The sequence below is a fragment of the Methylobacterium tardum genome, from assembly GCF_023546765.1.
GTDB classification, from domain to species: Bacteria; Pseudomonadota; Alphaproteobacteria; order Rhizobiales; family Beijerinckiaceae; genus Methylobacterium; species Methylobacterium tardum.
In genome coordinates this window covers 6,658,670-6,676,103 of record NZ_CP097484.1, presented here as the reverse complement: position 1 = coordinate 6,676,103, position 17,434 = coordinate 6,658,670, and the positions used below count along the sequence as shown (strand labels likewise).

Genomic DNA, 17,434 nt, shown 5'->3' with positions numbered 1-17,434 from the left:
ATCCGAACTCGATGCCCGTCTGGACCCGATAGCTGTGAAGAAATGGCGCGACCCGCAAGGCGCTATCTGACGGTCCGAGGTCTCGGGCCGTGACCACGTCCCTTCACGGATCGGCAACGGCACCCCCATCCTCACCCGCGACGGTGACGCCGCGCGCGAATTTGTCCATCGGATCGCGGTCGGGATGATGGAGGAGACCGGATTCGGGACCTTCGAGGCGAGCGACGGCGACAAGGCCATGACGCTCCTCGCCCGGGAAAATGCCCTCATCGTCCTACTGTCCACCGACGTGCAGATGCCGGGCTCGCGGAACGGGTTCGCCGTGGCCCGCGATACCTCCAGCCCGTGGCCGCACAGCGCCATCGAGATCGTGTCCGGACACGCACGGCCCGAGCCGGACGACGGAGCCGCGTTGCCGGTGCTCAACCACGCCCACAGGCCATCTTAAGGCCCGGCGAAGCCTCCATGTCGTCCAGCATGCGCTCGGCCCTTCTCGCGCAGCGGTCCGCCAGGCCGCGCACCCGGTCCAGGGCCGCGACGAACGCGTCGACCCCCTCCGATGCCACCCGAGCTTCGTCGAAGGCCTCAAGCGCGTGGCAGGCCGTCGCCATCTCGGTGAAGCCGATCATGCCCGATGCCGAGGACAGCGAGTGGGCGCGATGCCGGAGGCGGATGCGCACGGCCTGGTCGGCGGCATCGCCCTCGAAACTGGTATCCAGTTCCCCGACGAGCAGCGCCAACACCTCGCGTGGGCGGCCGGGTGAGAGGAAGCGGCGCACGTCGCTCCAGGCATCCTCGTCGAACTCCGGGCTCGCAGGCTCCGGGAGCGGTGTCACGTCGGCCGCCCCGTCCCGTGCCAGCCACCGGTCGACGGTCGCGTAGAGGTGCTCCCGGTCGAACGGCTTGCCGACGTGGTCTTCCATGCCGGCGTCGCGGAAGGCGGAGACCTGCTCCGGCAGCACGTTCGCCGTCATTGCCACAACGGGCAACCGCGACACGGGTCCCGGCAAGTCCCGGATCAACCGCGTCGCGGTCATCCCGTCCATGCCCGGCATCTGCACGTCCATCAGCACCAGGTCGAAGGCCCGGTCCCTGACCGCGTCGACAGCCGCCTGCCCGTCCCCGACCATCTCGACCACGTGCCCGGCTCCGCGCAGCACGGCGCCCGCCAATTCCTGGTTGATGAGGGAATCGTCGACCAGCAACAACCGGCCCCTCTGGCGCGGTGCGGCAGCGAGCACAGGTGCCGGCGCCTCGGCCGGCGCCGATGCCCGAGGCAGACCGACGATGAACCAGAAGGTCGAGCCTCCGCCTTCCACGGACGAGACCCCGATCTCGCCGCCCATGAGCTCGACGAGGTGCCGGCAGATGGCCAGCCCGAGGCCGGTGCCGCCAAAGTCCCGCTGGATCGAGCCATCGACCTGGCTGAAGCGCTGGAACAGGCGGTTCTGCTTGTCCTTCGGGATGCCGATGCCGGTGTCGGCGACCCGGAAGCGCAGGCGCTCGCCGCCCGAGATGCCGCCCTGCGGCGCGACGTCGAGGGTGATGGACCCGGACGCCGTGAACTTCACCGCGTTGTTGAGCAGGTTGAACAGAACCTGCCGGAGCCGGTTCTCGTCGCCCTTCAGCCAGCGCGGGAGGCCGGGGTCCATGCGCAGCCTGAACTCCAGGCCCTTGGCGTCGGCCGGCCCGCGGACGATGGAGACGCAATCGTCGACCATGGCTAACAGCGAAAACGGCTCTTCGACGAGTTCGATGGCGCCGGCCTCGACCTTGGAGAAGTCGAGGATGTCGTTGACGACGGTCAGCAGGGCGTTGCCGGACGAGCGTCCGAGCTCGGCCTGGCGCCGGTTGCCGGGGTCGAGCCGGCCGGACGCCAGCATCAGGTCGGTGAAGCCGATGACCGCGTTGAGCGGCGTGCGGATCTCGTGGCTCATCGAGGCGAGGAAGTCGGTCTTGGCGCGGTTCGCCCGCTCGGCGTCCGCGCGCGCCGCCTCGGCCACCGCCTTGGCCTCGGACAGGGCGATCTCGGCGACCTTGCGCGCGGTCGTGTCGAGCGTCAGCCCGATGACGCGGGCGGTGCGCCCGGAGGCGTCCGCCTCGACCCGGCCGATGGCGGTGATCCAGCGCATGCCGCCCTCCGCCAGCGGCACGCGGAACTCCGTCGTGTAGCTCCCGCCCGCCTCGATGGCCTGCGCGAGGTCGGCGAGGACGTGCGGGACGTCGTCGGGATGCGCGAGCGGCTTCCACTCGGCCTCGACGTCGATCTCGGCCTCGCTCTCCGGCAGGCCGTGCTGACGGGCGCACTCCGCCGAGAGCCGCACCCGCCCGGTCGCGACCTCGTAGTTCCAGGTGCCGGCCTGGGCAGCCTTCATCTCGGCCTCGTGCCGGTACCGTTCGCTCAGGTCCATCGCGATGCCGAGGAAGCCGAGGTCGGTCCCGTCCTCCGCCCGGAGAAGGGTGACGTTCAGCAGCACCGGGAGCCGCTCGCCGCCCTTGGTGACGTAGGTCCACTCCCCGGGGTCCGGCTGGCCGTGGCGCGCCTTCGCGACGAACGCCTCGAAGCCGGCCTCGACCGGCCGACCCAATTCCCGGGACAGGACACCGGCCCGCCGCTCGACCTCGGCCGGGTCGTGGAACACGCCCGGCGTCGCCTTGCCGACCAACTCCTCGGCGGCGTAGCTCAGCATCCGTTCGGCGGCCGGGTTGAACAGCGTGATGGTACCCCGCATGTCGGTGGCGATGACGGCGTAGCCGGCATGGTCGAGGACGGCCTTCTGAAGGGCCGATCCCGCTCGCAGAGCCGCCGTCCTTTCGGCGACCTCCCGTTCGAGCGAGGCGTTGACCGCGTGGATGCGCTCCTCGGCGGCCGCCTGCTCGGTGATGTCGCGCGTGACCACCGCCACGCCGGCAACCGAGCCGTCCGGCGCGCGGATCGGCGAGGCGGTGACGAGGACGGGGAAGACCGTGCCGTCCTTACGCGTCCGCAGCGTCGGGAACGGCGGCACGACCTCGCCGCGGCGGATGCGCAGCAGCACGTCGCGCTCCTGCGCCCACAGGTGCCCCGGGACGATGAGATCCTCGGCCTTGCGCCCGATGGCCTCGTCGGCGGCATGGCCGAACAGCCGCTCGGCGCCCGGGTTCCAGTCGGTCACGACGCCCTCAACGGTCTTGCCGACGATGGCGTCGTCGGCGTTCTCGACGATGGCGGCCAGCCGCGCCTTCTCGACGGCAGAGAGCACCTCGCGCCGGCGCCCTGCGAGGCGCAGGTAGACCAGCCCGGCCAGGAGCAGCGCGCCCGTAACGACCACGACGGCCACGGTCGCGGGGCGGACGAGGTTCAGCCCGGAGACGAAGGCGGGGCGCGCTGCGACGTCGACGTCCCAAGTCCGACCGAAGACGGACAGGCGCCGCGTCGCGGCGAGACCGGCCGCCGGCGCCTCGGATGCCACGCGTCCGACGTAGAAGCGCGTGACCCCCTCCGGCTCGACGTCCCGGATGGCGACGTCGAGCTCGTCGAGGTCGAGGTCCACGCTCGCGAGCACCTCGTCGATGACCAGCGGCGCATAGGTCCAGCCGAAGGTCGCGGCCCGCCGCTCGTCAGGCGTGGCGGCCGGAGCGCCGTCGCGCAGGACGGGCAGGAATAGGAGGAAGCCGCGCTGCCTCATGCCGGTCGCCTGCACCAGTGTGACTGGCGCCGTCAGCGTCGCGGCCCCGGTCTCCATGGCCTGGAGCGCGGCACCGCGGCGGTTGTCCTCGGAGGCGACGTCCAGGCCGACCGCCTCGCCGTTGCGCGCCATCGGCTCAACGTACTGGATCACCCAGCGCTCGCCCTCGTGGGGCGCCAACTGCCGGATGCGCAGGTCCGGGGCGCCATCGCGTCGCGCTTCCGCCAGGAACGCCACCTCTCCCGACGCCGGCACGCGCCGGACGAAGCCGAAGCCGCGCACGCCCGGGAACTCCCGGTCCACAGCCCGGCTGTTGGCGTAGCGTCGGAAGCCGTCGCGCGTGATCGCGGTCTCCCCCGCGGCCAGCACGGCGCCGCGGGCGCCTCGGACCGCGTATTCGTAGCGCGTCATCCGCCTGTCGATGACGGAAGCCAGCCGGCCCGCTGCGACCTGAAACCGTTCCGCCGCGACGCGCCCGTTCCACGCCTGCGTCCACTGTGCGGCCCCGAGCGCGGCCAGCAGGCCGAGGACTGCGACCGACAGCGCCGCGATGCACGGCGCCGGGCAGGGCCCCGTCTTCCCGAAGTCGGAGATCCCGTTCTTTCCCGATCCCATCCGGTCCATGTCCAGCATCCCCCGATGAGGCCCCGGGATGGTCGCGCGGTTGGCCCGCGCCGGTCGTCGTACCGCCCCAGCCCGGCCCTCATGCCGTCTTCCACTCCATCGCGCGCAGCGCGGCCTGCGAGAAGCGCGGGTCGCCCGTCACCTCGCGGCCGACCCAGTCCGGCAGGTCCACTTCCTGGTCCTCGCGGTCGAGCTCGACCTCGGCAAGAACGACCCCGTCGAGGTCGCCCTCGAATACGTCGACGGTCCAGACCGAACCGCCATGGGGCACTCTGTGGCGGACCTTCTCGACCCGCTCCCCGGGCTGGAGCGACCGCAGGAGGCTGTCGGCCTCGGGCGTCGTGATCTCCCACTCGAACTCCGCCCGGACGACCCCGGCACGCGGTCCCTTGACCGTCAGCCACGCCTCCCCGCCGTCCTTGCGCACCCTGACCTTCATGCCGGCGGCATTCGCGATCAACCCGTCGGAGAGACGGCGGCAACCGGCCGAGGCGGTTAACCAGCCGTCCCCGCTCACGAGGAACCTGCGCTCGGCCTCCAGTCGGAAGGACCATGAGGCGCGGACCGGCTCCATCTCCTCCGCTCCCGCGCCGAGGACCGACCGTACGATGTCCGCCAACCGCCCGATCCCGTATGGCTTACCCAGGAAGCGCGAGCCCGGCACCATGTGGCGGGTCTCCACAGAGCGGCCCGAGAGGTAGACGACCGGCAAATCGGGCCGCAGTGCCCGGACCTCGGTCGCGAGGAACAGCCCGTCGACCGAGCCGGGCATGTGGACGTCGGTGACGAGGGCGTCGAGGCGCTCGCCGAACGCGACGTGTTCGAGGGCGGCGATCCCATCCGAGCAAGTCACGGCCTGGCAGCCCGCGGCTTCCAGCTCCGCGGCGACCATCCGCAGGGCGATGGGGTCGTCCTCGGCGACGACCACGACGGGCCTTTTGCACGGCGATTGCATGCGCCGGTCCCCCGGTTGCTCGGCACGGACGCGCGCCGTTCTTGTGACAACAGGCTACGATGCGTCGGGGCGCGCGATCCAGTAGACTTCACGGGGGTGAAACCCGCCGCAGTTAGACCACCTGGCCTATGTCCGCGACACGAACGGGCCGGATTGCCGACATCGGGGCGGACGGGGGCCGAAGGACCGTCAGGGATGCCACGCGTCGCAGGCCAAGCCGTCATCGCCGACGACGACCCGTTCTTCCGGATCGCCCTCGCGAGCATCCTCACCGGCCATCTCGGGCTTGACGGCGTCCATCAGGCCGGCTCGCTCGACGAAGCCCTGGAGACGCTGGCGGAGCAGCCGGACGTCCGGGTCGCGCTGTTCGACCTCGCCATGCCCGGGATGGAGAGCGCCGCCAGCCTCTCGGCGGTGCGCGAGTGTTTCCCGGAGGTCCTGACGGTCGTGGTCTCGGGCTCGACCGACCGCGAGGACGTTTTCCTCGCCCTGCGGGCCGGGGTGCACGGCTTCGTACCCAAGGGTACCTCGGTCGAGGAGCTGATCCAGGCCTTGGGAATGGTGTTCGACGGCTTCGTCTACGTGCCCGCCTTCGTGACCCGGGTGCCCGGCGAGGGCGCGCCGACGGCGCCGGCCGCTTGGCGGGAAGCCGCCCGCGACCCGACCGCCGCCCTCACGCCGCGCCAGCGCCAGGTGCTCGACCTGATCGTCGCCGGGCAGTCGAACAAGGAGATCGCCCGCTCGCTCGCCCTCGGGGAGGGCACGGTCAAGATCCACGTCGCCGCGCTCCTCAAGGCACTCGGCGTCGCCAACAGGTCCGCCGCAGCGGCCTGGGGCGGGGCCAACCTCGGTCGAGTGCGAACGTCGCCATAGGCCAGGAGGTCTATTCGGCGGCCCGCACACGTCCGTCAGGCCGAGATGACGGCGTTTCCCCGGAGGCAAACAATGGGTCATCGAACGCCGGACACGCCCGCCATGACCCACCTCCTGATTCCCGCCGCACTCGCCGCCGCTACCGTCGGGGTCGGCTTCGGACTCCGAACGACGGTGCCTCCCAGACACGGCGCGCTGCCGGTCCTGGCGCTGATCTCCGGACCCATCGGTACCGCAGCTTCGTCGAGCCAGGCGTTGGCGCACCCTGCCATGCCAGCCTCGCTGCCCACCGTGCGGGTGGTCCTGGCCTCGCCCTATCCCGGGCGCTGAGCGATATCCGCAAGCATATGCACGAACCCATGAGTGACATGACCGGCGACATCGACCAGACCACCTTCGAGCAGGTGGGGCGGCTCCTCGGGGCCGAGCGCGCCGCCGAGATGCTAGGCCTGCTCCGCGACACGCTGGCGGAGCTCGCCGACATGACCGACGACGACCTGCGCGCACCGGCCGGGCTGGCCCGCGTCCATCGCCTCAAGTCGGAGGCCGGCCTGATGGGCTTCGGGCGCGTGTCGCAGGCCTGCGAGGCCGTCGACGTTGCCGGGACGCACGGTTCCGTACCCCTGGCCCGTTTGAACGACCTGCGCGCGGCGATGGCCTCGGCCCTGGCAACCGTGGCGGCGCTCGGACCGAACCTTGGACCACCTGCGCCCTGACGGCGCCATCTCCCGAAGAGGTCACAGCCATGAGGAACCAAGAGCGGCGCGCCCCAGCGGGCGCGATCGATACGTCGTGCCGTATCGTCAGCGCCTACGTGGCCGCGAACGCGGTGCCGGCGAGCCGGCTCCCGGACCTGATCGTCGAGGTCCACGCCGCGCTCGCGAGCCGGTGGCCCATCGTGGCGGCCGGAAGACCGTCCTCCGGTGTGGAGTCGCCCCTCGGCGGGCGGCCGACCCTGGCGCAGGTCCGAGCATCGCTGGGACCCGGCGGGATCAAAAGCTTTGAGACCGGCAAGCGCTACACCTCGCTCAAGCGCCATCTCGGCAGTCTCGGCCTCACCCCTGACGCATACCGTCGGAAGTGGGGACTGCCGCCCGACTATCCCATGGTCTGCCCGGCCTACTCCGCCCTACGCGCCGACATCGCGAAGTCCATCGGACTCGGGAAGCGATATGCATGATTGATGCGTCTAGGCCGACCGACCGATCAGGATACCGGTGCGCAGGGGCGAACCTCGTAGTATCGGTCGTCGCGCATTCGCCTGGGCTTCGGTCTCGTCCCTCAATCTTATCGACCGAGGCACGTTCGAAAGCGGATGGTCGACCGAACGTTTCCACATGCGACCCGCCTCTGCCGTTGGTCACGGCCGAAGCAACGCTCGAAAGCAGCCGCGTGGGTACCCGAGATCGGCGTGACCGTAGCACATGCGAGCACTCGGGCGGAGAGCCCCATCGTGACCGCGCGAGTCATGCACAAGGCTGGCTTCGCTCGGTCGCAAACGGGGGCTTGCGGGTCTTCCGACGTGCGCGCTCCGGCACCGGCTTCGGGCACGGCTAGGCCAGGGAGGTGGACCCGCCTTTCGGTTCGCCAAGGACGGTCCCTCCCCGACAGGCGCCGGAAACCTGGGCGGCCACGGTCGGTTGTAAGTCATGCCCGGGTCGGGGCCGGCTTGGCGCCCAGGACGGCCTGGCGCCGAGGATCGGGAGCGGTGGACGTGCGGGATCGGAACGCGACGCAACGGGTTCCGACGGATGCCGGTCTCCTGCTCGCCGCGGTCGAGGCCAGCGGGGAAGCCGTACTCATCACCTCCGCCGCGCTCGAAGAACCCGGTCCGCGCATCGAGTACGTGAACCCAGCCTTCACCCGCATGACCGGCTACAATGCGGAAGAGGTCCTGGGACTGAATCCCCGCCTCCTCCAAGGCTCGGGGACGGACCGCGCCGTCATCGACCGGATGCGCGCGGCGCTCGCGGCCGGCGAACCGTTCCAGGGCGAGGCCGTGAACTACCGCAAGGATGGTTCGACCTACACGGTCGAATGGCTGATCACGCCCGTGCGCGACCCCGACGGGCGGATCGGCCACTGGGTCTCGGCGCAGCGCGACGTCACAGAAAGGCACGCGGCGGAGGAAAGCCAGGGCCTGCTCGTCCGCGAACTCCATCACCGCGTCAGGAACACCCTCGCGACCGTCCAGGCGGTGCTCAACGCGAGCCTGCGCTCGCCGATGGGGCTGGCGGACTTCCGGCAGGTGTTCACCGGCCGCATCGCCTCGCTGGCCAAGACCCACACCCTGATCACCGACGCGCGGACGCAGACCGTGTCGTTCGAGGGACTGCTCCGGACGGAACTTGAGGCTTACCTGGAGCCGGGCCGCTCGCGCGTGTCGCTGCAGGGACCCCAGGTTCCGCTCGCGTCCGAGCTGGCGGTCCCGGTCGGGATGGCGCTGCACGAGTTGACCGTCAACGCCATCCGGCACGGCGCGCTTGCCGACCCGGACGGTCGCCTGGAGGTGACCTGGACGGTCGACGAGAGCCCTGCCGGACCGGTCCTGCGCTGGACCTGGGACGAGCATGACGGGCCGCCCGTGGCGCTGCCGAGCCGGGAGGGTTTCGGCATGGAATTGCTCAACGGGTTGCTGACGTACCGTCTCAAGGGGAAGGTCGACGTCGCCTTCGACCCGGACGGCCTGAGGGTGAGCGCCGCCGTCTTGCTGCCGCGCGTGCGGTGAGGGATGCGCGGCGGCCGTCGGTAGGTCACCAGGCGCAAGGTGCGGACTTCGGCATCGTGATCTACCCCACGCCCGTTCTCTCCCTCCCTCTTGAGCCGCTCGCCCCTGTCGACCTTGCAAACGCGTCGACGGCCGCGTCCGGGAACGATGGGCGACGATGTCGCGGAGAACAACACCGGAGGGCCACCTGTGCTAGGTGTGTGGCATGCCTGCCGGACGCGACCGCCCCACTGCCCTGACCGCACCCGTTGCCGCCCGCAGCGGCAGCCCATCGACCAGGCGGACGCTCCGCCTTCGTGCGGAGGCACCTGGGCAGCCTGGCTCGACGGTTCGGCCGACACTCCGTGGGGACCGAGCCTGAGCCGATGACCACGAAGGCTTCGCTGTTCGCGGCAGGCGGCTTCATGGGCGCGCTGATGGGCGATCACGACTGGGCGACCACCTCGCTCGGGTCGCCGCAGCACTGGCCGCAATCGCTCGTGACCCTGATGCGCGTCATGCTCAACTCGCGCCAGCCGATGTTCATCGCCTGGGGGCCCGACCGCACGCTGGTCTACAACGACTCCTACGCGCCCATGCTGGGCGCGCGGCATCCCGCGGCCCTGGGCCGCCCGTTCTTCGAGACCTGGCCGGAGGTCCGCGACGAGGTCGGCGCTCTGATGGACCGCGTGTTCGCGGGCGAGCCCGTGCACATGGACGACCTGCAGCTCACGCTGCACCGGAACGGTTACCCGGAGGAGGCCCACTTCTCCTTCTCCTACACGCCGGTGCCTGGGGACGACGGCCGGACCGTCGGCCTGTTCTGCGCCTGCACGGAGACGACCCGGCAGGTCCTGACGGAGCGCCAGGCCGCGTCCGAGCGGCAGCGGCAGCAGGCGTTGCTCCAGCAGATGCCCGGGTTCGTCGCCGTCCTGGGCGGCCGGAAGCACGTCTTCGAGTACGTCAACGACGCCTACATCGCCGTCGCAGGCCAGCGGGACTACATCGGTCGACCGGTCCGGGATGTATTCCCGGAGCTGCGCGACCAGGGCTTCTTCGAGCTGCTCGACCGGGTCTACGCGACCGGCGAGGCTTTCGCCGCCCGCACCGTCCCGATCCGCTTCACCGACGGGGACGACCGGTACCTCGACTTCCTGTACCAGCCCATCCGCGACGAGGCGGGGGCGGTCACGGGCATCTTCGTGGGCGGCTACGAGGTCACCGAGCAGGTGCGCTCGCGAGCCGCGCTCGCCGAGAGCGAGAGCCGGTACCGCACCCTGTTCGAGACCATCGACGTCGGGTTCTGCATCATCGCGATGAAGTTCGACGAGACGAACCGGGCCATCGACTACCGCATTACCGAAGCCAACCCGGCCTTCGAGCGGCAGACCGGCGCGAACGTGACCGGACGATGGGTCAGCGAGTTCGCACCGAACCTTGAGCCCCAATGGCTGGAGACATACGGACGCGTCGCGCTGACCGGCCAGCCCGCGCATCTTGAGAACTGGGCCGAGGTGTTCGGGCGCTGGTTCGACGTGCGCGCGCTGCGGGTGGGCGACCCCGCCGCACACCGGGTCGCCATCTTCTTCACCGACATCTCCGAACGCAAGCGCATGGAGGAGGCGCTGCGCGTCCTGAACGCCACGCTTGAGCAACAGGTCTCCGAGCGCACGGCTGAGCGCGACCTCCTGGCCACCATCGTCGAGCGCACCGACGCCATGGTGATGGCGGCCGACCTCGACTACGACATCCTGGCCATCAACAAGGCCAACGCGGACGAGTTCGAGCGCATCTACGGCGTCCGACCCAAAGTCGGTGACAACATGCTCGGCCTGCTCGCCGACCAGCCCGAGCACCGTGCCCAGGTCCGTGCTGGTTGGGGCCGTGGCCTGGCCGGGGAGGAGGTCACGATCATCGAGGATTACGGCGACCCCGCCCGCGTCCGTCCGTACTACGAGATCAGCTTCCGGACCCTGCGCAACGAACGGGGCGAGCGCATCGGCTGCTACCAGTTCGTGACAGACGTCACCGAGAGGTTGCGCGACCAGGCCGAGCTCGCGCAGGCGCAGGAGGCGCTGCGCCAGTCCCAGAAGCTGGAGGCGGTCGGGCAGTTGACCGGGGGCGTGGCGCACGACTTCAACAACCTGCTTACCATCATCCGATCTTCGGTCGATTTCCTGCGGCGCCCGGACCTCGCCGAGGAGCGCAAGGGCCGCTACCTCGACGCGGTCTCCGACACGGTCGAACGGGCCGCCAAGCTGACCGGCCAGCTTCTCGCCTTCGCGCGGCGCCAGGCGCTCAAGCCCGAGGTGTTCGACGTGGGGCAGCGGGTGAGCGGCATCGCCGACATGCTCGATACGGTCACCGGCGCCCGGGTGCGCGTCCTCGCGGAGGTGCCGGATGAGCCATGCTTCATCAGGGCCGACCTGAGCCAGTTCGAGACCGCGTTGGTGAACATGGCCGTCAATGCCAGGGACGCCATGGACGGTGAGGGTACGCTGACCCTGCGCCTCGTCCGCGGCGCGGCCCTGCCCGCCATCCGCGGTCACGCCGGCTCGGACCAGGCGTTCGCGGCCGTATCGCTGATCGACACCGGCGCGGGAATCCCACCGGAGCGACTCGGTCGGATCTTCGAGCCGTTCTTCACGACCAAGGAGGTCGGCAAGGGCACTGGCCTCGGCCTGTCCCAGGTGTTCGGCTTCGCCAAGCAGTCCGGCGGCGACGTCGACGTGCGCAGCACGGTCGGAGAAGGCGCGACGTTCACGCTCTACCTCCCGGAGGTCACGCCGGAGGAGCTGCCGGCGAGTGCCTCGCGCCCGGACCACGGAATGGCTCCCCTCGGGGCTGGCCAATGCGTGCTGGTGGTAGAGGACAACGTCGGGGTCGGCCAGTTCGCCACCCAGATCCTGGAGGACCTTGGCTACAGCCCGACCTGGGCGGCCAACGCCGAGGAGGCGCTGGATCGGCTCGGGCGGACCGGCAACGGGTTCGACCTGGTGTTCTCGGACGTGGTCATGCCCGGCATGGGCGGCATGGCCCTCGCCAAGGAGCTGCAGCGTCGGCTGCACGGCCTGCCGGTGGTGCTGGCCTCGGGCTACAGCCACGTGCTTGCCCAGGAGGGCACGCACGGGTTCGAGCTATTGCACAAGCCGTACTCGGCCGAGCAGTTGGGCCGCATCCTGCACCAGGTCCTCGGGCTCCAGTCCGGGCATCGGAGCGTGTGACCGAGCAACGAACGTCCTGACGCCGCGTTCTGCGCTCACCCCCGGACGGCGGCATCATGGGACCGCGGATCGGTCGAGGGCGGAAAACGGGTGGAACGGTGGCGGGCGAGACGGTGCGGTTCAGCGCGACGCAGCGGGAGGCCGGCGACGGCGCGCCCGGGGCGACGGCCGCTTTCCCGTACGACCGGATGACCGTGGAGCGGTTCCGCGCCGCGTTCCCCCGGGCACGCTGGCGAGACGACCTGGGCGCCTGGTTCGTGCCGGGCCGTACGGCGGAGCGGCGCCTCACGGCGTGGTCGGGGCGGGAGTGGACGGGCGTCCTGGCCCATGCGGACGAGCGCGGTCGCGACGCCTTTGCGTTCGAACCCGTCGAGAGCCCCTACCTGGAGACCACCGACGACCTGGTGGTCCGGACGCCGTACTCCCGTGCCGTCGTCGCCGAGTTGCGGGCGGTGCCCTGGGCGCGATGGGACCCGGCGTCGAAGGCGTGGCGCGTGCCCTTCAGGTCCTTGGAGGAGCTGCGCCGTCGATGGCCTGCCATCGAGGACGCCGCGCGCCGGGCCGAGCCCGCGGAGCGGCGCAAGCGCGAGGCGGACCGCAATCAAGCCTCCATCGGCGGACAGGGGACGTCTAGGCATCGCCCATTCTCCGGGCAAACCGCCGCGCCGCCCAGGCCCATCAAGGGCGGTCCTGACCGGCACATTTGCTTGACTTTCGCAGGCACCGGCTTAAATCTCGTGTCGAGGCCGCAAGCCTCTTAGGCTCACCGCATGGGGGCCGCGAACAGCCGGGCATCGCCCGGTTTTTTCGTTTCTAGTCGAAGCAATAGTATTTCACGCCGAGCTTCGCCCCCTCTCCGGGGAACGCGAAATCGGCGATCCGGGCCCGGTCCCGGACGTGCCGGTACAGGTCGAACTTCTTGTCGTACCCGGCCCTCGCCATCGCGTAGACGTAGCTGTCGGCGAGCTGGAGCAGCGGGAACGCCTTCGGCTTGTACTGGATGCGCCCCAGGATGGACGCGAACTCCTCCTTGGGCATGGGCTCGTACTTGCCGCTGGTGGCCTTGTCGAAGGCGAGGCCGTTCTCCTTCAGGTTGTCGAAGTAGCCCACCACCGTTTTGTTGAAGCTGGGGTCGGCCTCGAACACGACGTGCAGCTTCCTGTCCTCCCTCTTCGCGATCTTCGCCGCCCGCTCGACCGTGATGTCGAACGCGCTCCGGCACAGCAGCCAGCGGTCGTTGCCGTGCTTCGCCAAGTAGCCGCGGGCGAGGTAGCGCGGGCGGTCGATGACGCACGCGAGGCCGATCACCGGCGCGCCGACGAGGACGCCCTTCCAGTCGGTCCAGAACGCATCGCGCTCCTCCTGGGTGCGGCGTTCGAGCCAAGCGAAGTGGCCCTTCTCGGCACGCATGTCCGTCAGGTGGGCGGGTCCCCTCAGGCGCCACCTCTCGGCGAAGCCGTCCACGAGGTCGCGTGCGGCGTCGTTGTCCTCGCCGCGGACCAGGATGCCGCCGAACGCGAACCAGTCACGCCCCTCGCGCCCGGCGTCGGGGCGCTTGTCCGGATGCCGGTTGCCGGTCTCGTCGAGGTACAGCGTGAAGGGACGGTTCATGCCCAGGGAATGCCGCGCGATTCGCGCATTGCCAAGTCGCCTTGGTCGCGTCGGTGGGTGATGGCGCAACAAGACCGACGCGGCGGCCTTGCCGCGGCCTTGCGGCATGCCGCGGAGCCCTGCGACACGGCAATCGCCTCACATGTAGAATTTGTATTCCGACCTCACCGTCATCTCCGGGCTGACCTGTTTCAGGATCTCGCTGACCTTCCGAGAGAAGGCCATCGTGATCGGGACGCCGTCGGAGAAGGCGGCGTTGTTGACGTTCATCTTCGTCAGGGCGAGGATTTCGGCGGCAAGCTCCCTGGGGCCGCTGTCGCCGTGCTTCTCAAGGATGGTCCACGGTTCCGGGACGTGGACCCCCGGATAGGTGTCGAAGTACGGCGTGAAGCCGTGGGTGTAGAGGATGGGGTAGGCATCGCCGACCATCGCGAAGGTGCCACGAACCGGGGGATAGCGTCCGATGCGGGCAAGGCGCACCCGGCTTCTGTCGAGGGTCACCAAGTCGATCTCAGCGCGGGCGTTCACGGCGGAGATGCCTTCGAAGAAGCCCGCGAGCTCGTTGAACTCCCGATGCTCGGCCCCCCAGAAGCGGGAGCTCTTGTGCACCACGACGCGCTTGGGCGGCAGGCGGCTGATCTTCTCGTATTCGGTGAGGACCTTCCTCATCAGGTCGGCGGCCCCAGCCTGGGTGAGATGCGGGGTCTTGCCGTGCTCATCGACGTCCCATTCGAAGGGGTCGCCGCGCAACACGACACCCTGCCCGAGGTAGTCGAAGGCCTGCGCGACGCCGGTCCGCATCACGATCCGTCCCTGGGCGTCCTCGGCCTTGTAGAACGTCACCCCGACGTAGCAGGTGTCGGTCCCGAGGCCATGCCCGCGCCAGGGAACTCCGCCGCCCTTGAAGTACAGCGCCGTCGCGAAGTTCCAGGCCCGCGTCGCCCGGTCCTGGAGGGATGGCTTCTTCCCGCTGAGGGTATCCTCCCTCAGGATCTGGATCGGGACGCCCCACTTCATGCTTCGCGCCTTGAGGCCGCGGCGCAGGTTGAGCCAGCCGCCGTTGCCGAGCTGCGCCGTGGAGGAGTTTTCGAGGAGCACCTCCGGCATCGCCACCAGGATGACATCCGGCGCGGGAGAGACGGTCGCGATGCGCTCGATGTGCTCGGCGATGAGGTCGGTGGCCCGCTCGACGCGCTGGATCGGGTTGTCCCCGTCTGCGATGAGCCGCGCCTCCCGATCCTGGAACGTAGCCCGCCAGCGTTCGGCCGTGAGGATCGAGGTGGCGAAGCTGCTCTCCGCCGACATGCCCACGAAATCCGGGGTGAGGCTTTTGACGAGGGCCTCGACGATCACGTCCTCGTCGACCTCCTCCGGCAGCGAAGGCGAGCCGGCCGGCATGGTCCGGCGCTGGGTCTTGGTCGTCTCGATGTAGTGCCGGCATTCGTCCACCCAGCGTTCGCAAAGCTCGGCGGTGGCGCGGGTACCGACGATGCCCACCCTGATCTGCGTCGGATGGAGGGCGGGATCCGTGCACCCGAAGGGCCCGGTCTCGGCGAGCCCGGTCTTCTTGTCCGGGTGGAGGAAGTGCCCGCCGAATTCCAGGTGGGGCTCGCGGATGTACTCGATGGTGACCGACATCTCACTTCCCCTTGGGTCGCTTGCGAACCGGGACCGGATTGCTCTGGATGCTGAAGGCCGCCTCCGCCGTAAGGGGGATGCCGCTGGCTGTGGCGACGGCTTGGTCCCCGATCTTGAGATCGAATCGGTCATGACCGCCGGCCATTTGGTGGGCCCAGAACAGGATGTTGTTGAGGTAGGCGTCGTTGTACTCCTCGACCCGCGCCGAGATCGCGTATGACCGGCCGCCTCTCCCTCCCACGGCCGCTTGCCGTCCGTGGTGAACATGAGCTGCGGGTGGATCGCGATGGCCCAGAGGTCGCCGAACCGTTCGAAGCCGTAGTCGAGGGCCTGGTGCCGGAAGAACTTGAGCTTCCCGTACTCGTAGTGCTTGGCGACGGTGCGCGGTTGCGTGCGGTTCGTTCGCGCGCTGGTCCAGCGCTTCTGGATCGGGGCGTCGACCGCCAAGCCGCGATTGTAGAAATAGCGACGCGGCCGCTTCTCGTAGCTGAGCCCGATCCCTCTCAGGTGCCGGTGGATCAGGCTGTTCATCAGCCGGGCTAGGTCGACCTCGTACTCGGTGCCCTGGGCGATCCAGTCCTCCAGATCGACCTCCTCGACCCCGCCGGCGTCGATGACGCCGGCGAACGCCGTTTCCCCGTCCGAGGGGTCCGAGAGCGTATGGATGAGGCCGCCCTTGTAGACGTAGGGCGGGATCATGCCGCTCAGGCGGTCATGGAACCCGAACTGCTTCTGCGGCAGGACCGGGGCGATCCAGACCTTCTCGGGACGGCGCTCGATCCTGAGGAGGTTGGTATAGAGCGTCTCGCCGACATCCATCGACACGCGTTCCGGGGCGGCCTCGCACAGGGCCAGGAGCGCCGGGTAGGCGTCGCCGTCGAAGCGGTCCTCGGACTTGGAGAACTCGATCCGGTGCGGGGCGGTCAGGGCGCCGGGGTTGTCTCGCAGGTAGGCCTTGACGTCCTTCCAGTAGAGGGCGTCGTCGTCCGGATGGTACACGATGTAGATGACCGGCAGGTTGAAGCCGCGCCAATAGTACAGGTCTTTCTCGGTGACCGGGGATGCGAAACCATCGTCGGTGTCCCGGATGACGAAACTCGAACCCGACTTGGACTGGACCTTGACGATCTTGCCGGTGGCAATCGCGCCGTCTCCGTCCGAGCGGGGACGACAGAGCTCGATCTCGCCGTCGATGCCGACGTCGTCCTTCTCCTGCTCGCGCCAGATGCATTTCATGCCGTGGACGAGCAGGCCGATCCGGTCCAGCCCCTTCCACTCGGAGATCTTCGACTTCGCAACGATCTTGACGGGAGCATTCATCGGCATGCCTCCGGATGCGCCCGGCCAGGCACAGCTTCGCTGTTAACGGCCACATTCATGGTTTGTTCGATCCGGTGGTGATTTTTGAATCGCCAGCGCTCAGCCGATAGGGAGAGGCAGTGCGCGAAGGTTGCCGAGCCCGTTCCTTGCCCTTGCCTCTGCAACGTCCGTGCGGACGCTTGATCACCGTCGTCGCCCAGGCCATCTGACACGCTCGTCAAGAGATCCTTGACCATGAAACGCGCGACCCCACACCCGTCCGATTGACCCCGGCGCCCCCCGCGGCGTGCCGAGCCTCCGCGCCTGCGAAGGCTGACGTGCCCCAGCTTCTCTTCACTTTCGACGGCCCCAGCGGCCCCGCCGACTTGCCCCGGAGAGGCCTTCGCACGTGCCTGAAACTTGCGGGTGCGCTGTGCCCACCGAGCAAGTTGGATGGAAACCAAAGTTTGATGTGAGGGGGTCCGGGGCGCCCGATCAGGGCACAACAGCCGAGCTCGGCAAGGACCGAACACGAAGCCCTACTAGTGTCTTGCCACTTTGTGAGGAAAGCTCCTCGCAGGAGTCAAGTCCGCGTTTACCCTGACGTCGATTTCGACTTTGTTTTTGGTCGCCGTTTGACGACGAATCGTCGGGACGTACCATCGACTATCGGAAGGGGTCAGGCCGGTTCGCGGAGTGTTCCGCGGGCAAGAGCCACCAAAGCCCCGCCAGCACTGGACCAACACATCCGGTGAACCTCGACAGCACCACGCGCGACCGGGCCCAGGCCCCAAACCCACGATGAGGAAAGACCCTCTTGGACCTCCTCGCCAGT

The 17,434-nt window shown here is 69.3% G+C and carries 11 protein-coding genes and 1 pseudogene; 8 read left to right on the top strand and 4 right to left on the bottom strand.

The features are described from left to right. The first annotated feature begins 184 nt into the window (after positions 1-184). Positions 185-448 carry a response regulator gene (locus tag M6G65_RS32010; RefSeq protein WP_238194273.1) on the top strand — a complete coding sequence of 88 codons (264 nt, stop codon included), beginning with the start codon at positions 185-187 and terminating at the stop codon, positions 446-448. Here M6G65_RS32010 and M6G65_RS32005 read toward each other — a convergent pair. Continuing rightward, on the bottom strand, positions 423-4,292 hold the full coding sequence (locus M6G65_RS32005; RefSeq protein ID WP_250103350.1) for a CHASE domain-containing protein: 3,870 nt from the start codon (positions 4,290-4,292) through the stop codon (positions 423-425). The genes M6G65_RS32010 and M6G65_RS32005 overlap by 26 nt on opposite strands. A gap of 79 nt (positions 4,293-4,371) precedes the next feature. Then, positions 4,372-5,247, bottom strand: coding sequence for a response regulator (locus M6G65_RS32000; RefSeq protein ID WP_250103349.1), 876 nt, complete (start codon positions 5,245-5,247; stop codon positions 4,372-4,374). A gap of 195 nt (positions 5,248-5,442) precedes the next feature. Between M6G65_RS32000 and M6G65_RS31995 the strand changes: the two genes are divergently transcribed. The 7 genes and pseudogenes from M6G65_RS31995 to M6G65_RS31965 all read left to right on the top strand — a co-directional run. Continuing rightward, on the top strand, positions 5,443-6,120 hold the full coding sequence (locus M6G65_RS31995) for a LuxR C-terminal-related transcriptional regulator (protein WP_238194270.1): 678 nt from the start codon (positions 5,443-5,445) through the stop codon (positions 6,118-6,120). A 102-nt stretch (positions 6,121-6,222) separates the two neighbouring features. Beyond that, positions 6,223-6,450 (top strand): hypothetical protein, encoded by a 228-nt coding sequence (locus tag M6G65_RS31990; RefSeq protein WP_238194269.1) that lies wholly within the window; start codon positions 6,223-6,225, stop codon positions 6,448-6,450. 29 nt (positions 6,451-6,479) lie between these two features. Beyond that, positions 6,480-6,836 carry an Hpt domain-containing protein gene (locus tag M6G65_RS31985; RefSeq protein ID WP_238194268.1) on the top strand — a complete coding sequence of 119 codons (357 nt, stop codon included), beginning with the start codon at positions 6,480-6,482 and terminating at the stop codon, positions 6,834-6,836. A gap of 29 nt (positions 6,837-6,865) precedes the next feature. Further along, entirely contained in the window at positions 6,866-7,300 is a 435-nt protein-coding gene (locus tag M6G65_RS31980) for a Ros/MucR family transcriptional regulator (RefSeq protein WP_238194267.1), read from the top strand. Between the two features lie 534 nt (positions 7,301-7,834). Next, a complete protein-coding gene (locus tag M6G65_RS31975; protein ID WP_347710469.1) occupies positions 7,835-8,848 on the top strand; it encodes an HWE histidine kinase domain-containing protein in 1,014 nt (337 codons plus the stop codon). A 365-nt stretch (positions 8,849-9,213) separates the two neighbouring features. Then, positions 9,214-12,051, top strand: coding sequence for a PAS domain-containing protein (locus M6G65_RS31970; protein ID WP_250103347.1), 2,838 nt, complete (start codon positions 9,214-9,216; stop codon positions 12,049-12,051). Between the two features lie 56 nt (positions 12,052-12,107). After that, positions 12,108-12,650 (top strand): annotated as a pseudogene (locus tag M6G65_RS31965) (hypothetical protein); the annotation flags it as partial. A gap of 214 nt (positions 12,651-12,864) precedes the next feature. Here the strand turns inward: M6G65_RS31965 and M6G65_RS31960 are convergent. After that, positions 12,865-13,662, bottom strand: coding sequence for a DUF3800 domain-containing protein (locus tag M6G65_RS31960; protein WP_238194264.1), 798 nt, complete (start codon positions 13,660-13,662; stop codon positions 12,865-12,867). A 138-nt stretch (positions 13,663-13,800) separates the two neighbouring features. Then, the gene (locus tag M6G65_RS31955) at positions 13,801-16,620 is read right to left on the bottom strand and encodes a DUF4365 domain-containing protein (RefSeq protein ID WP_250103346.1); all 2,820 of its coding nucleotides are present in this window, start codon (positions 16,618-16,620) and stop codon (positions 13,801-13,803) included. Between the last annotated feature and the right edge of the window lie 814 nt (positions 16,621-17,434).

Coding starts and splice junctions, on each gene's coding strand:
- M6G65_RS32010 (WP_238194273.1), top strand. CDS start 185: ATGATGGAGGAGACCGGATTCGGGACCTTCGAGGCGAGCGACGGCGAC.
- M6G65_RS32005 (WP_250103350.1), bottom strand. CDS start 4,292: ATGGACCGGATGGGATCGGGAAAGAACGGGATCTCCGACTTCGGGAAG.
- M6G65_RS32000 (WP_250103349.1), bottom strand. CDS start 5,247: ATGCAATCGCCGTGCAAAAGGCCCGTCGTGGTCGTCGCCGAGGACGAC.
- M6G65_RS31995 (WP_238194270.1), top strand. CDS start 5,443: ATGCCACGCGTCGCAGGCCAAGCCGTCATCGCCGACGACGACCCGTTC.
- M6G65_RS31990 (WP_238194269.1), top strand. CDS start 6,223: ATGACCCACCTCCTGATTCCCGCCGCACTCGCCGCCGCTACCGTCGGG.
- M6G65_RS31985 (WP_238194268.1), top strand. CDS start 6,480: ATGAGTGACATGACCGGCGACATCGACCAGACCACCTTCGAGCAGGTG.
- M6G65_RS31980 (WP_238194267.1), top strand. CDS start 6,866: ATGAGGAACCAAGAGCGGCGCGCCCCAGCGGGCGCGATCGATACGTCG.
- M6G65_RS31970 (WP_250103347.1), top strand. CDS start 9,214: ATGACCACGAAGGCTTCGCTGTTCGCGGCAGGCGGCTTCATGGGCGCG.
- M6G65_RS31960 (WP_238194264.1), bottom strand. CDS start 13,662: ATGAACCGTCCCTTCACGCTGTACCTCGACGAGACCGGCAACCGGCAT.
- M6G65_RS31955 (WP_250103346.1), bottom strand. CDS start 16,620: ATGAATGCTCCCGTCAAGATCGTTGCGAAGTCGAAGATCTCCGAGTGG.